The organism is Sinorhizobium americanum (assembly GCF_001651855.1).
Taxonomy (GTDB): Bacteria; Pseudomonadota; Alphaproteobacteria; order Rhizobiales; family Rhizobiaceae; genus Sinorhizobium; species Sinorhizobium americanum.
This window is the reverse complement of record NZ_LNQC01000081.1, coordinates 18,140-33,328: the sequence shown is the minus strand read 5'-3', so window position 1 is coordinate 33,328 and position 15,189 is coordinate 18,140. Positions and strand designations below refer to the sequence as shown.

Genomic DNA, 15,189 nt, shown 5'->3' with positions numbered 1-15,189 from the left:
TTTTTCTTTAACCGCCGGGCGACATGCCGATGATGAGGCTGACAACGCGAATGACAATCGGCACGAGCACGATGACGAGGCTCACCGGAAACAGGAAGGCGCCAAGCGGCAGCAGCATCTTGATCGGCAATGAGTTCGCCTTTTCCTCCGCCCGGACGATGCGCAGGTCGCGCATTTCCTTGCTGTAGACACGAAGCGTCTGTGTGACGCTCGTGCCGAGTTCCTCCGACTGGCGGAAGAGGACCGCAAGTGCGCGCGCCTCGTCGATTCTCAGTCGCGCCGCAAGGTTTGCGAGCGCCTCGCGCAGCCGCCGACCGCCGCGAACCTCCAGCATCATGATCGAAAGATGCAGTCCGAAGTCCTGCCTCTTGCTGACGAATTCCCGCGCTACGCGGTTGGCCGCCGCTTCGAGGCTCATTCCCGCGTCGAGGCAGACGATCAGCATATCCATGAAATCGGGGAAGAGGCGGCGATATTCGCGCTCTTTCGCGTCACCGCGCCGATCGATGTAGATGTTCACCAGGATGAAGGTCATGCCGGCGGCAAACATCGAGATTACCAGCGTCATGAGCCGCGACGTCTCGGGGAAGAAGCGGTTGAATGCCCAGACCGTCAGGACCATCATACCGATGCAGACGATAGCGCGGATCGCCTGGAAGGTGGTGACTGCATTGGCGCTGAAATAACCGGCGCGAATGAGCCGGTTCTGCGTGGAATTCACGTTGGTGTCGTGGCGGGTGATCTCGAAATAGCGTCGGATCAGCCGGTTCTCGGCCTCGCCGAGATCCGCCATCGCGCCATCCACGCTATCATTGCCCGCCGCCCGCGATTTGGCCTCCGAAAGCCGGACACCCACCTCGCGTCGCCGGAAGACGACTTCCGAGGCGGCGGCGGAAAAGATCAATACCGCAAAGAAGACGATGAGGTATATGCCGTATTCGTTCCACATGGCGGCGCCTCAATACTCAAAGTTGACCATTTTGTAGAGGATGACATTGCCGATCGCCATCACCACAAGAAGCGACGACACGATGATCGTGCCGTAACCGCTATCCCAGACCGGGTCGAAGTAGGTCGGCGCCAGTGTCCTGATCATTCCGAAGAGCAGGAACGGATACATTGACATGAAGATGGCGGTGATACGCCCCTCGGCAGAGATCGACTTCACCTTCGCCTTCAGCATGAAGCGGTCGCGCAGCGTCTTCGAGAGATTCTGCAGGATTTCGACGAGGTTGCCGCCGGTGCCAGCCTGGACGCTCAGCGAGATGGCCAGAAGGTTGAGGTCTTCGACACCAACGCGATCGTTGAGGTTCATGAGGGCGTCGTCGAGCGTGACGCCATAGGTCAGTTCGTCCGACAGCAGGCCGAACTCGGTGCCGATGGGGTCGGGCATCTCTCTCGCAACCAGCGTGATCGCCGCCGGCAGCGGATGCCCCGCCGCAAGGCTCCGGTTGGCAACGTCGAGCGCCTCGGGAAGCTTCTCGGTGAATTTGCGGATGCGCTTGGCACGCGCCCGCCAGACGACAACTGCCGGTACTAGCAGGCATACAAGAAGGAAAAGCGGAATCCGGACGAGGTTGATCGGCACTAGGTATTGGACGACCAGCCAGACGCATATGGCGCCGACGACCCCGAAAAGGGAAAATCGCTTTTCGTCGAACTTGAGGCCGGATTGCACGTAGTACTGCCTCAGCCGCTGCATCAGCGGAAGCGATCGCCAGTCCTGGTCGATACCGCGTGCTTTCAGCATCTCACGGTAGGTCTCGCGATGGTTCTCGCTGCCTTCGAGCAGGCTCAGGCGGTGATTTACCGCCTTGTGGCGTTCCGAGCTCCGGAAGTAGGTGCGCAGCAGCGCTTCTGCAGCGACCAGCGCTGCGACAAATACGGCGGCATAGAGAAGGATGAGGGTCATGACTTGCTAGGCCCCGTTTGAAGAGGTTTTCCGGGTTCGAAGATCGCCGCGGGAATGATGATGCCGAGTTCCGCGAATTCCTCGACGAAGCGCGGTCGTAGGCCGGTGGCGCGGAACTCGCCCTGAATGCGGCCATTTTCGTCGGTTCCGGTCTTCTTGAAGCGCATGATTTCCTGCATCTGCACGACCTCGCCTTCCATGCCGGTGATCTCCGAGACGGAGACGACCTTGCGGCTGCCGTCGCTCAACCGCTGCACCTGGACGATAATCGTGATTGCCGAGGCGATCTGTGAGCGCACGCTTAGCTGCGACATCGGCATGCCGGCCATGCCGACCATCTGTTCGAGGCGGCTCACCGCATCGCGCGGCGTATTGGCGTGAATGGTGGTCATCGATCCTTCGTGGCCGGTATTCATCGCCTGCAGCATGTCGAAGGCTTCCTCGCCACGCACTTCGCCGACGATGATACGGTCAGGCCGCATGCGCAGCGCATTCTTCAGGAGTTCGCGCTGGCGGATCTCGTTGCGGCCGTCGAGCGTCGGCGGCCTGGTTTCCATGCGGCCGACATGCGGTTGCTGGAGCTGCAGTTCCGCGGCATCCTCGATGGTGATCAGCCGTTCCTTCTCAGAAATCTGCGAGGAAAGCGCATTGAGCAGGGTGGTCTTGCCCGAGCCGGTACCGCCCGAGATGATCATCGACACCCTGCCCTTGACCGCGGCGCTGAGCAGAATGCGCATCTGGTCCGCCATGGCGCCGTATTCGACGAGGCGCTCGAGCGTCAGCGGCTTGCGGGTGAATTTGCGGATGGAAACGAGCGGCCCGTCGACGGAGATTGGCCGGATCGCGACGTTGACGCGCGAGCCGTCCTTGAGGCGGGCGTCGACCATCGGTGTCGATTCGTCGACCCGTCGCCCGACGGCGGAGACGATCTTGTTGATCACCCGAAGCAGGTGATCCTCGTCCTTGAAGCGGACCGCGGTGCTCTCGAGCTGGCCGCGGCGCTCCACATACACGCTTTTGTGGCCGTTGATCAGGATATCGGCGACGGTTTCGTCGGCCAGCAGCGGTTCGATCGGCCCAAGCCCCAGCATCTCGTCGGTGATGTCGCGGACTAGGTCATTGATTTCCTTGGCATTAAGCGGCGAGTTGTTGCGACGGATATATTCTTTGACCAGCGGCCGGATCTCGGCGGCAATCTCTTCCTCGTCGAGTGTGTCAAGGATGCCGAGATTGATCTGGTCCAAGAGGTGGCGGTGCAGGTTGACCCTTTCGGACACCATGTCGAGACCGAGCGGCCCCTGCTCTTCTGCGGCCGCTTCGATGATCGCTTCTTTCGGCGCGGCAACAACCGCGGCTGCCCCGTTGGCGGCAATCTCGGCAATCTGCCTGAGCCCCGCACTCTCCTGCGGTGGCTGCTTGTAAAAGCGTCCTATAAACCCGTTCGCCATCAGCCCTACTCCTTACACCTACTTGACGACCACCGTGGCCCCGACCTGCACGCGCTTGTAGAGATCGATGACGTCGGCGTTGCTCATGCGGAAACAGCCGGAGGAGGCAAATTCACCGACCGTCGACTGCTCGTTCGTGCCGTGGATGCGGTAAAGCGTGTCCGCATTGCCTCGGTAGAGATAGATCCCTCGCGCGCCCATGGGATTGAACGGCCCAGCGGGCACGAGTTCAGGAAGCCCCGGCACCCGCGCTTTCATCTCGGCGGGCGGTCGCCAGTCGGGCCATTCGGACTTTCTTCCGACTTTCACCACGCCGCTCCAACGAAAGCCGTCGCGGCCGACCCCGATCCGGTAGCGGAGAGCACGATCGCGGGAGAGAACGAGATCGAGCGTCCGCTTGTCGCTGAGAACGACAATGGTGCCCGGCGGATGGCTCTGCTCTGCGGTCACAATGGTTGCCGTGCTCGGCCCGAGGCTTCGCGGCACCTGCTGGTTGGCCCCCGCTTCGTCGGCTAGGTCAACCAGGCCGAAGACCAGTGCTGCGCACACCATCCAGTTCCGCCATCTCCCCTGGCGCCCCGGTATCCTGTTCTCCGCTACGCGAGCCTTCATCGTACGAGTGCTCCGAGTTTGCCGACACCGCGGCAGAAGTGAGAACGGGCATTGACCTCAAAGGGCAGCACGCCGCGGTTGAGTGCCTCGCTCAGAGTTTCCCAGTCATAGTCGATGAGATGCGCCTGGGTGTCCGTGAACACCTTGTCGACCTGTTGCCGGCGGAGCCCCAGGCTGAACAGGCTGCTTCGGTGCTTGTTGATGACGACGAAAATGGAATCGGAACTGCCACGCAGCCGCGTGAGATTGAGGAACAGATCTTTTGCCTGGTGAAGCGCCGGAATCGTCATATCCGTAACGATCGTCACGCTGTTGACCGATCCGAGCACGTCATCCTTCCATGGCGTCTGGTAGTAGGGCACGTCCAGGATGGTCTGGTCGCTCTCGAAGGCGACGACATCGAGCATGCGCAGCACCAGTTCGGCCCCCTTGGGCGAGAGGAGGACGGAAGGCTGCTTGAATGACAGCAGCGAAAAGCCGCCTGAATGACGCTTGCGCACCAGATCGACAAATTCGACGTCGACGCGTGATGGATTGGCAATGACCGGCACCAGGTCGTAGTCATTGACGAGATTGAGATACTGCCCGAGCGATCCGGACGAAAAGTCGAGGTCGAACAGATTGACCCGCGGTGCGGAATTCTTCGTCGGCTGTGCAAGAATATGGGCGAGCGAAGAGGCGATCACGCTGGCCCCTGCCCCGCCGACCGCCGAGACGACGGCATGGACGCGGCTGTCGCTCGCGCCCGCTGTCGGCGCATGCAGGGAGATCATGTCGATCAGCGCACGGCGTTCCAACGGCTTTTTCAGCCAATCGTTGCCGTTCAGTCGGAAGAGAAGCCGCAGCCTGTCGTCCCGCAGCTCTTCGGAGACGACCACGAGCGGGATATTGCGGTTGTTCGTTCGGAAAGCGATAAGCTCCGGCCGTTGCAGGACATCGCCATTGTCGACGTCGAGGACGATCATGTCGAACTGCGTCGGGTCGATCCGCCCCTTTTCGCCGAGGGCCTTCAGCGCCATGTGCCGTACGTCGTAGCGCGAAAGCGAGCCAAAGGTGTCGAGCATGAAGCTTGCGGCCGCCGCGTCGTCTGAAAGGACGAGGATCTTTGTGGTCGCTACGAAGTTCATATGCGCTGTCATTTCGCAATCCCCACGCTATATCAAGGGTTTAGCACGTCGAGCATGTTTGCAGGTCTTCGGTCGTGATCGTCACCGGATGCGCTGGTATGGTGACGTCGTTTAGCCCTAGCAGTGCACCAAGAACCGGGAGTTCGAATGTTACGTCGCGGACCTCGAGCCGCATGGTGAGCACCGGCCCCTCCGGTCGCCCCCAATATCCGAGCCCGGAACGCTGATAAGTGACCACGAGGTTTTGCGGCTGGATGCGCGAGTTGATGTCGCAGATACCGGGGCGGGCATCACCCGCCACGCCGCACGCGCCGTCGCTGCCAAGTACGATCCGGCTCAGTTCCGCGGTGCAATTGGCAAGCTCGGGACCGCAAGTCGAGGACACGGTCGCGTCGTTCGGCGTCGCATCGCCATTGTTCAACGGATTGGCGGCCTCCGTCGGAAACGCCGTGTTGAAGTCGCTCGTCAGCGGATCGGAAACCGCCGCGAGTCTCGCGCCAAACTGCAGCGCCTTCACCGTCTGGTTCCATTGCGACATGGCAAAACCGAACTCGACGAAAGCCGCAAAGACGAGGAGGACGATCGGAAACGTGATCAGCGTCTCCGAGAGAGCGATGCCGCTCTCGTCCCGCCCGAAAGGCTTGAAGAAACGAGAGGCTACCATCCCATATACCTCTCTTCATGCGAGGCGCTGATGGTTATTTCGTCAATGCCGAGCCAGCCGAATATCGGCGAGGTTTCGTAGAGATGCGCGGTCTGGATCGTGAACGTCCCGTCAGCGCCGACCGGATTGACCGTGATGTCGGCAAGGTTGGGGCCCCAACCTGGCACCCGCAGACCTGCGTCCGCTGCCGGGCTTTGCGTTCCATAATAAGCGATCAGTTTCGCGGTCGCCTCCGAGCACGTCGAGGTATAGGTCGGTGACGTCGGCCGGCAGCGCGACAGATAGCGCCCGGCATCGCGCAGGGCGGCATCGATCTGCATCCGCTCCCAGAAGACATTGCCGAATTCGAGGATGCCCGCGGCAAAGATCGTAATGAAAGGCACGGCGATTAGAGCCTCCGCGAGCACGGCACCTTCTGAATTCAACCAGAAAGCGAAACAGCATCGACGGCTCAGGAAATTCTTGAACGCGTTCATCGGACCAACTCCGCTTCTTCGCGCAGGAACTCGTCCAGCGTGCCGCGCCCGCCCTTACCCGTGATGTCGATCATTTCCAGCGAAAGGAAGCGCTCGCTGCCGGCCTTGATTGCCGGCTTCGTCAGGAACATGCGGGCGAAGGCGACGGCCTGCGTCTCCTTGTGGCCATTCAGATGGCCGGCGGCATTTTCGTAGCCACAGTTGACGATGGCAGCGAAGATCTCGCGGCGATCACCATAATCGCCGTCCGTGTAGTTCGAGAGGTCCGGCCCCGTGTAGCACTGGCCACCGGTCCGAGGCGCGCCGGTCTCGCCGCTGGCGGAGGCGTGGTTGATCAGTGCGGAGTTATTGAGCTCGTAGCGATACACATCGTAGGCCGAAGGCTGCGACGGAGAGCCGGTGGGCGATGGGTAGCTCGAATGATTGCTGAGGATCGTGCTGACGGACGGAGTGGAACTCCCCTGGGCGACGTTCCAGTAGCTGTTGTACTGCCAGTCGTTGCCGCTGCTGATCTTGCCGCCGGCCAGAGAGGTCATCGACGCGCCGTAACCGAGCGGCACGGCCTTGGTCACGTCGCCGACGGTGCTACCGCTCATCAGGGGATTGTATTCGCCGCAGATCTTGTTGGCGCCGCCGGTTTGATTCTGTGCCGAGCGCACGTTGCGGGACGGCCGGTAGCTGGCATCGTTACGCGCATTGCCGAATGATCCGGAATACATGCCGAAACGCGTGTTGAGTCCCGCCTCCACTGGTCCGGCCATTGCACCCGTCTTCGTTTCCAAGGCGTCCTGTTTGTAGCAGACGCCCGGCGAACCGGTGGCCAGCGCTTCCGCAAGGACGTTGGCGCCGTTGCCGTAGGTTGCGAGGAACCCGAAGTTACCGGGGCCCGGAGCCGAAGAAGAGGTGCTGTGAAGCTCGATCTGGCGGCCGTAGAGATTACCCGCCGCGAAGTTCGCGTGCAGGGCATCCGCTGCAGCCTGGTTTCCCGCCTCGGTGGAGTTACCGGCTGCCTCGAAAGGATTGCAGATATAGATCGGTGTCACGTCGCAGGCGCTCGACCGGTAAACCGCCACCGCCTCGGCTGATACGTTGATCGTGTCACGGTTGAAGCCGACGGGGATCGGGAAGATCGTCGTCATCGCCTGATCGTCAGCGACGACCCGGGCATAGGAGGCTGCGTTCGGATCCGTGGTGATCATCGAGGCCTCTATCGGATCGTCGTCGTCGGCCGGGATTTCCTTGAGGTAGGTGACCGTGACCGTACTTCCGGCATCGTTGCCTGCGTCATAGGTCACGGTGATCTGCGAGCCGAGCGACATGCCTGTCCCGCCGCCTCCAAAGGCGGCGCGGTTCGCGAGCGCCTCGATTGCCTCATCGGCACGGGTAATCGCGTCGTCGCGGCCGTCGAGCTCGCGGGCGCCGGCCAGCGCCATGGCGTCGACGGCGTTCTGCAGGTCAGTGTGGAGATTGCCGCTGCGGCCGACATCAATGACGAGCAGCGAGAAACCGAGCAGGAGTGGCATGGAAATCAGCGTCAACGCTATGACGTAGCCACGGTGGTCATCCAGGAAGCGTTTAACAGCCCTACGCAACATCGGCATGCTCCTCGGATCGCGGCGGTCTTCCGCCGAGATACTTACGCGTCGCCCAACACAGCGCTCAGCGCCCTCAGGGCAACGACACTTAAAAAAACGAGAGCGGTTTTTTGGAAATCATGAGCGGTAATTCGCTCGCATCCCGCGTCTCAGCTAATAAAATATATTAAAGTCGGATCGCTTTACTTACGATCCTGGGCCGATTCGACCCAAGATCGTCATCCCAGTATTTCTATTTACATCCCTTTCCGGCCCGGTCGCCGTTCTTCAATTCAGTCCGTCACTACTGCCCCGTCGCTCCGCCCGTTCCATTCGGCGGCGTTGCCACCGGCAGGATCACCGCCGAGGGCGCCGGCGCGCTTGTCTGCCCGCCGCCCTGATAGCTGCGGATCGCACGGTTGATCACCTTTCCGTCGGTGGCGATCTGCGTGTTGTACGCCGCCCGCGGGAACGGATCCTGGATATGGATGCCCTTGTTGGCCTCCATCGCATTTCCAGCCCCGAAGGTGATCGTGTCGCGATGGTTCAAATAGTCGGCACAGCCCGAGAGAAGACCCGCGGCGGCAAGGACCAGGACAGCGCGTTTACTTCTTGGAAAGGACAACTGCGCCTCCCACGTCCAGATCGAGACGATGGCCGTAGGGCCCCTTGACGCCTTCGCCATTGCGGAAGCGGCGCAGCATGTCCTTGTCAACCTCGAGAATACCAAGCGCGAAAAGCTCGACGTCGTTGGAAGAACGCGTCTGTTCGAGCGGGCTGTAGAGGTCTTCGCCGGGCTTCGACGGCCGAACGATATGCGGGGTGACGACGATGACCAGGTCCGACTCCCTTTTTAGGAAGCTCGTCGAGCGGAACAGCGCGCCTATCACCGGAACCTGCCCCAGCCATGGCAATTGCTGAACGTCCTTGGCATTGACCGATTGCAGCAGGCCCGCCATCGCAAAGCTCTGTCCGTCACGCAGCGCGACCGTCGTGCTCGCCGCACGCGAGATGAAGCCGGGATTGCCGTTGACGTTGATCGAGGTGTCGAGTTCAGAGACTTCGGGCTCGATCTTGAGACTGATCAGCCCGCCATCGAGCACCACCGGCGAAAAGGTGAGCCGCACACCGAACGGGCGATAATCGGTCTCGGTCGCAAGCGTCGCGCCGTTGGCGACAGTCGACTGGATCGGCACCTCGCCGCCGGCGTGGAAGCTTGCGGTTTCGCCGCTCATGGCGATCAGGTTCGGCTGCGCCAGCCGGCGCACAAGGCCCTTTTGCTCCAGCGCGTTGATGACGATGTCGATCTGGCCGCCGGAAATTTCAAGCACCTTGGCAATCAGCTGGCCGAAAGGCTGCATGCCGGTCGCCGCACCAGCGGCGTCCTCCAGGGTGCGGACGAGCGATCCCTTTTCTACGCCGATGCCCTGGCTGGTCGTCGCCTTGCCGATGCCATTGTTGCCCCGGCCGGACCAACCAATACCGAGGTCGCGGCCGGTCTGACGCGAGGCTTCGATTACCCGGACCTCGAGCATCACCTGCTGCGATTCGGCCACACGCAACTGATTCAGCACCGGTGTTTCGGAATAGGACTGGGCGATCTCCAGAACCCGCTGCAGCTCGACGGCGTCGCGGACCGTGCCGGTCAATCGGATACGATCGTTGGAATTGAAGACCCGGACCTGCGCCGAGGGCGCCGTGGAGCGGATCGCCGACGCCACTTCGCTGAAATCGGCGGCCACCCGCACGTCGATAACACCGACAAGCGCCTTATTGTCGTCATAGACGGAGATATTAGTAGCACCCATCTGCTTGCCGCGGATGAACAGCGACTGGTCGGAAAGGGGCACCACGTCGATCATCTCGGCGCTGCCGATGACCAGGTCGCCGAAAGGCTTGCCGGTCCTGACCGTTATCGTGTCGTTTGGCGCCAGCGTCACCTGCTGCACCGAGCCGGTGAGGCTTATGAATTTTTCTTGGGCCTCGGCGGGACCCACAACGCCGGGACCCCCACCACCATAGGCAATTAATGCCGCGGCTACCGCCGCGAGGGTTCCGGCTCTGGCCGCCCCCTTCATGATTCCCCTGGACATTCCCGCTTCAGCCTCCGCTCCTCGTTCAGCCACAGCGCCTGCGGGCAAAAGCCGCTCCCCTCGCTTCACTGGATTATGCCGACTCGGTGCTCTTCGCGCTTCGTCGTGTTCCAGACGCCGACCGTGGCCCATTTTGGCTCTACGGGCAAGAGTGGTTCTGCCTTTCGCTCTGCAATCTGTACCTGTTTTTCCTTAACGGGCTGTTTCATCTTGCTTTCGACAGAGTCAATCCGGCTGCCGAGTTCATCTCCAACCTTGCGGACGAGATCCTCGATCGTCGCGAATCGCCCGTCGTCCGACGACCTCGCGAGGTCCGCGGAGACCAAACCGCCACCGAGGTCCGCAACCGTGATCGGCCGCGTCTGTTCGACGTTGGATGAGGCGATGTTGCGAAGCGTGAGCGACAGAGTGCCGATGCTGGCGCCCAGTGTCAGGCGCTGCGCCTCGTCGGTCGTCACCTCGAAGGTGACCGTTTTTACGATGGAAGGCTCGTCCTTGCGTTCGTCCGCGGTCTGGTCGACCGCCAGGACCTTCACGCCCTGGAGCAGCACGTCGACATAGGTCTGCTCGCTGTTGTTTTGCTGACGGACCACCCGGGTGAGTAGAACGTCGACGCGATCCGAGGGACGCACGAAGCCGGAAACGCCGAGCACGTCGTTTACGCGAATGGAAACGGCTTTCATGCCCTGGTCGAGCGCCGCCGATAAAGTGGCGCGCTCACCCGTACCCGTGATCTTTGACGTCAGCACCGGCTCGCCGGGATCGATCGCCTCCATGGCATAGCGCGGCTCCGTATCGTCACCGAGTACCGCCTCCATCGTCTGAAATGAACCTTCCGGGCGCTCTTCGGAGGGCCAGGGAATGGCTTTCAGATTTTCCGAGCGCACACGGTCGCCGAAACGCATGGGCTTGGCGGCGACAACAAGCGTTCTCTCCTCGGATTTGGGAGTATTCGCAGCCGCAAGCCGCGCCTGCTGATCGGTGAGATAGGTCCGGGTCGCAAAAACCGCGACGAAGGCAAGTAAAACAGCAACAGCGAGACTGATGATCGTCGAGGACCGCATCGCCGATACTCCATACCTAATCGAAAATACTTTTCGACAATTATTTAAAATATGGGAGAGGGGTTATCATACCCCTCTCTCGCAGCAAGCATAGTAATCAGCCGGCAGGGGTCGCGTCGTCCAACACGAGGAACCAGCCGCTCCAGTTGGTCCATGCCGTGGACAGACTGCCACCCGCGGTGGTAACGGCGCCAATCACACCACCGACCAGAAGCCCAAGGAGAACGAGATACTCCGACAGCGCAACACCGTCTTCTTCCCGCGCGAAAGCGGATACATTAGCTACAAAAGCTTTCATCGAGAAATCCTTTTCAAATATACTTCGCGTGCCGCCAAATTCCCCGGGCCGCGCTGCCGTCGAGACCATCTCTCCGACTGGGTCGATTAATAGAACGTTAACTACTACATCGTCAATCATTATATTTAGCAATTTTCAGAGGGCATTGCTTATGGTTAAGATAACAAACGAGTATCTCTGGATTTATAGCGGAAAAAGTGGTATAGAATTGACGCTGTTCGAGTTATATACTCGGTGTTGTATAGCCCAAAAGGATTAGAAGCCCTTCGGAATTTTCTTAAAATAATCAATTTTAACTGCGTATGGAGTACGAGAAAGATGATTTCTGGAATCAACATTTTAATTGTGGCAACAGTATTACTTTTGCTTTATGCCGCCTGGAGCGATTTCCGGTTCTGGAAGATCCCGAACGGCGTCGTGCTCGCCCTGATAGCGGTCTACGCCCTCGGCGCCGCCCTGAAGCTTCTGATGGCCGAACAGGCCGGCGGAGCATTAGGGGAGTTGATGGCCGATGATCTCGGCGCTGCGCTCTTCTCCGCCTCCGGCATTGCCGGCGATGTCGGAGCCGGCATGCTGCTCTTCATACTTGGCTTCGGCCTCTGGTCGTTCAGGCTCTTCGGCGCCGGCGACGCCAAGCTGTTTCTGCCGATCGGCTTCTTCATAGGTTGGCACGGCATGCTGCCCTTCGCGATCTTCCTGCTGATCGGCGGCATCGCGGCATTGTTGATTCTCAAATTGCCGATGCCGCTGCAGCTGGCGCACTTTTCCGTGGTGATGCGGCTGGAGGAGATCCGCACGACACGCAAGATACCCTACGGCGTCATCATGGTCGCAGCCGCGCTCGCCGTAATGGCTCACCGGCCGGGTTTTGCCTGAGCCTGCTATTCGACGCTCCACACAGAGGGGTCCCGCGGTGGCTGGCGGCCAGCCATGTGGCGCAGCGCAGCCCTCGGGCCTGCTGTCCCTCCCATGGGCAGTTCCCCGACTACTCAACGAGCGACACCGTTCGGCCCACGACGATCTCGTCGGTTGGCGAGGCGCAGGTCTCCATCGTCGAGTTGCCCGTGAACGTGATCTGGTCCGCGACGATCTGGGTGCAGCCCCCGGACACGGTCGAATTGCCGGTGAAATCGATACTGCCGGTGGGAATGTAGAGGTTTCCTTCTAGGGTCGATTCGGAATTGCCCGTCACCTGATGGGCGACACCGGTGTCGCGCCGACTGCCGAAGAAGAGCAGGCCGGCGAAAGGCCCGGTGGTCGGAGCGGATAGATCGATATCGCCGTTGCCGAGCAATTTCGCGGCGGCTCCATTGGTGAAGAACAGGGTGACCCCGTCGCCGGAGAGCTTTGCGCCCGCAGTGACCGTGAAGTCGCCGCCGTCCATGATGTAGAGGCCAGGCTTCAGTGTAATCGTGCCCTTGATCTCCAGTCCGCCGCAGAACCGGATTGCCGGGGTCCCGTTCGCAAGCTTGTCGAACGTGTAGGCGGAATTCGAGATATAGGCGAGCGTTCGACAGGGAAGCTGCTCGACATGCAGCTTGTCGGGCTCGGCGATGGAGGCAAAAGGATCCGCCGTCGGCGGCACCCGCTCCGCGGGTTCGCTGCAACCGGTCAGCGTCAGGCCCGTCGTGGTCACGGCCTCACCGACGGTGTAAACGCAATCGGTCGACATCACTGCGCTGCCGTTCTTCATCAGGAATGCGTCGGCGGCGCTCGAATTCGAGACCACGCTGCAGCCCGACAATTGCACCTGGGTCGAGCCGGTAACGGTGACTGCGCCGGACGCGGAATTCGACAGCGCAAGCACGCAGGCCTTCGAGCCGCCCTTGACCTCGGCGACCGCACGGGCCGAGATCGTCACGGGCTGCCCGATGAAGACGGAGGAGAACAGGCGCGCATGCGTCTCCGTCAGCTCGACCGTGATCTTGCTCGATCCGGCGCTCAGCCCCGGTTTGGTGCTGACGGTCAGGGTGCCGGGCGAGTAGCCGGAGGCGCGTGCGATCCTCAGCGCCGTGCTCTCAAGGCCCGATTGCTGGTCGCCCGCGCGATGGCGGATGGCTGCGGCATGAGCCGAGACGTCCGCCGCATGCTGCAGCTTGCGGCTCTCCATATGCCAGTAGCCGCTTTCCGCCCCGAGCCCCATGGCGCCAACCAGAACGGGGAACACGATCGCGCCGATAACGGCGACGGCGCCGAGATCGTCTTCCATGAAGGCGCGCGAAAGGCGCCGCACGTGCGGCGACGTTTTCTCGACTTCGATGACGTTTTTTGCTTTGCGCATCCGAGTGTCCTGGAGTGCCGATGGTCCGGCCGAGGATATATCCCCGGCCCGAAGCGGTTGCGATTCGGCCGGTTGGCCTAGTCCTCCCCATGCGCCTTGCGTCCTCCGCTTAGACCATCAGGCCGAATAGCGACCCGGCGACGCAGAAGGCATATTCCGCAGCACGTGAAACGGCCTTCCCGGCCCTCGTGAAAGGCGCCCTTGTGATGATCTCCACATCCGCAGCTTTACTCGCATTCCTAATCTTTGCCGGAACGATGACCTATGCCGGCGTGAAGGACGTGGCGACGATGACGATTTCGAACCGTCTCGTCGGTTTTCTGCTGGTCGCCTTCGCGGTGCTCGCGCCGCTCGCCGACGTCGATCTTTCGACGATCTGGTCGAGCATCCTGGTCGCCTCGGCGGTGCTCGCCTGCACCTTCGCCTTCTTTGCCCTCGGTTGGATCGGCGGGGGCGACGCAAAACTGCTGCCGGTGGCGGTGCTCTGGCTGGGCCCGGCGCTTGCCCTCAATTTCGTCGTCTACGCCTCGGTGCTCGGCGCAGTTCTCACGCTGACGTTGCTGCAGTTCCGCAGGGTGCCGCTGCCGGTCGTCCTGAAGAAACGCGCCTGGTCGAGGCGGCTGCACCAGCCGCAATCGGGTATTCCCTACGGCGCGGCGATGGCGCCTGCAGCACTTCTGCTGCTGCCGGAAAGCCACTGGTTCTCCGCCCTTCTCTGAAGAGACCTACAGCGCCGCGCGTCATTTCAGACGCGCAAAGGACGCTGTAACACTTTGAATCAACGCATTTCCGATTTTCGGGCGATGCTCTAGTCCGTAACGCACAGGTCCTGCCATGATCCGCTTGGTCATTCTCCTTTTCGCACTCGCCTCCGGCGGTGCCGCCTCGTGGTTAGCGCTCGGCTTCACCGAACAGCCGACCGTCGAGGCAGCCGAAGTTCAACCGTCTCCCTCGCAGGAGGTGCTCGTCGCCGCGCAAGAATTGGCCCGCGGCACGACGCTCGAGGAGTCGCACCTGCGCTGGCAGGCTTGGGAGGGAGAGATCCCGCCGGTGTTCATCAGCCGCAGCGCACGACCGGACGCGATGGTGACGCTCAAGGGGCTGCTCGCCCAGAGCAGTTTCGTCGCCGGAGAGCCGATCCGCGAGGATAAGCTAGCCCAACGCGGCAGCGGTTTCCTCTCCAGCATGCTGCCTTCGGGAAAGCGGGCGATAGCCGTCCGCGTGACGGCGGAAAGCACGGCCGGCGGCTTCATCCTGCCGAACGACCATGTCGACGTCATCCACACCGTCGCGCGCCCGGATTCATCTGGAAAGGACGGCAAGGTTATCAGCCGGGCAATCCTCTCCAACATACGGGTGCTCGCCGTCGATCAGACCGTTTCCGAAGGCGCCGACGGTACGTCGGTGGTCGGCAAGACCGCAACACTGGAGGCAGACCCCGAGCAGATCGCCGTCATCGCCGCGGCAGAAGCTTCCGGCACCGTGTCGCTCGCGCTGCGGGCTGTCGCCGACAACCTGGAAGCTCCGGTTGTCGAGACGGAAGGAAACCGACCAGGGGTCGTGCGCGTTGTCAGCGGTGGGCGGCTCTCTACGGTCGAGGTTCCCTCCCGCTCCGGTGGCAGTTGATCGATTTTCAGGGA

General features: G+C 61.5%; 16 protein-coding genes. 3 read left to right on the top strand and 13 right to left on the bottom strand.

The genetic code is table 11. From position 1 onward, the window contains the following. Positions 1–7: 7 nt before the first annotated feature. From ATC00_RS28600 to ATC00_RS28545, 12 genes are all read right to left on the bottom strand, one after another. Positions 8–949: a type II secretion system F family protein gene (locus ATC00_RS28600; RefSeq protein ID WP_064255295.1), complete on the bottom strand. Its 942-nt coding sequence runs from the start codon at positions 947–949 to the stop codon at positions 8–10. Positions 950–958: 9 nt separating this feature from the next. Continuing rightward, the gene (locus ATC00_RS28595; protein WP_064255294.1) at positions 959–1,912 is read right to left on the bottom strand and encodes a type II secretion system F family protein; all 954 of its coding nucleotides are present in this window, start codon (positions 1,910–1,912) and stop codon (positions 959–961) included. Then, positions 1,909–3,360: a CpaF family protein gene (locus ATC00_RS28590; protein ID WP_064255293.1), complete on the bottom strand. Its 1,452-nt coding sequence runs from the start codon at positions 3,358–3,360 to the stop codon at positions 1,909–1,911. Before ATC00_RS28590 ends, ATC00_RS28595 begins: the two co-directional genes overlap by 4 nt. Before the next feature lie 18 nt (positions 3,361–3,378). Then, a complete protein-coding gene (locus ATC00_RS28585; protein WP_064255292.1) occupies positions 3,379–3,912 on the bottom strand; it encodes a L,D-transpeptidase in 534 nt (177 codons plus the stop codon). Positions 3,913–3,968: 56 nt separating this feature from the next. Then, the gene (locus ATC00_RS28580; RefSeq protein WP_064255291.1) at positions 3,969–5,111 is read right to left on the bottom strand and encodes a hypothetical protein; all 1,143 of its coding nucleotides are present in this window, start codon (positions 5,109–5,111) and stop codon (positions 3,969–3,971) included. 28 nt (positions 5,112–5,139) lie between these two features. Beyond that, positions 5,140–5,763, bottom strand: coding sequence for a TadE/TadG family type IV pilus assembly protein (locus ATC00_RS28575; protein ID WP_064255290.1), 624 nt, complete (start codon positions 5,761–5,763; stop codon positions 5,140–5,142). Beyond that, entirely contained in the window at positions 5,757–6,239 is a 483-nt protein-coding gene (locus ATC00_RS28570; protein WP_064255289.1) for a TadE/TadG family type IV pilus assembly protein, read from the bottom strand. Before ATC00_RS28570 ends, ATC00_RS28575 begins: the two co-directional genes overlap by 7 nt. Beyond that, complete coding sequence (locus tag ATC00_RS28565; protein WP_064255288.1) at positions 6,236–7,834, bottom strand: TadE/TadG family type IV pilus assembly protein; 1,599 nt, start codon at positions 7,832–7,834, stop codon at positions 6,236–6,238. Before ATC00_RS28565 ends, ATC00_RS28570 begins: the two co-directional genes overlap by 4 nt. 283 nt (positions 7,835–8,117) lie before the next feature. Continuing rightward, the gene (locus ATC00_RS28560) at positions 8,118–8,438 is read right to left on the bottom strand and encodes a hypothetical protein (protein ID WP_064255287.1); all 321 of its coding nucleotides are present in this window, start codon (positions 8,436–8,438) and stop codon (positions 8,118–8,120) included. Continuing rightward, positions 8,419–9,906, bottom strand: a complete 1,488-nt coding sequence (locus ATC00_RS28555; protein ID WP_064255286.1) for a type II and III secretion system protein family protein — start codon at positions 9,904–9,906, stop codon at positions 8,419–8,421. The genes ATC00_RS28560 and ATC00_RS28555 overlap by 20 nt, the downstream gene beginning before the upstream one ends. Positions 9,907–9,971: 65 nt before the next feature. Further along, a complete protein-coding gene (gene cpaB / locus ATC00_RS28550) occupies positions 9,972–10,970 on the bottom strand; it encodes a Flp pilus assembly protein CpaB (RefSeq protein ID WP_064255285.1) in 999 nt (332 codons plus the stop codon). Between the two features lie 97 nt (positions 10,971–11,067). Continuing rightward, positions 11,068–11,268, bottom strand: coding sequence for a hypothetical protein (locus ATC00_RS28545; RefSeq protein ID WP_064255427.1), 201 nt, complete (start codon positions 11,266–11,268; stop codon positions 11,068–11,070). Between the two features lie 318 nt (positions 11,269–11,586). Between ATC00_RS28545 and ATC00_RS28540 the strand changes: the two genes are divergently transcribed. Next, positions 11,587–12,144, top strand: a complete 558-nt coding sequence (locus ATC00_RS28540; RefSeq protein WP_064255284.1) for a prepilin peptidase — start codon at positions 11,587–11,589, stop codon at positions 12,142–12,144. 109 nt (positions 12,145–12,253) lie between these two features. Here the strand turns inward: ATC00_RS28540 and ATC00_RS28535 are convergent, their stop codons facing one another. Next, positions 12,254–13,549: a pilus assembly protein TadG-related protein gene (locus ATC00_RS28535; RefSeq protein ID WP_064255283.1), complete on the bottom strand. Its 1,296-nt coding sequence runs from the start codon at positions 13,547–13,549 to the stop codon at positions 12,254–12,256. Between the two features lie 206 nt (positions 13,550–13,755). Here ATC00_RS28535 and ATC00_RS28530 point away from each other — a divergent pair, with 206 nt between their 5' ends. Next, on the top strand, positions 13,756–14,268 hold the full coding sequence (locus ATC00_RS28530) for an A24 family peptidase (protein WP_064255282.1): 513 nt from the start codon (positions 13,756–13,758) through the stop codon (positions 14,266–14,268). Positions 14,269–14,383: 115 nt separating this feature from the next. Next, entirely contained in the window at positions 14,384–15,175 is a 792-nt protein-coding gene (gene cpaB, locus ATC00_RS28525; protein WP_064255281.1) for a Flp pilus assembly protein CpaB, read from the top strand. The last annotated feature ends 14 nt before the right edge of the window (positions 15,176–15,189 follow it).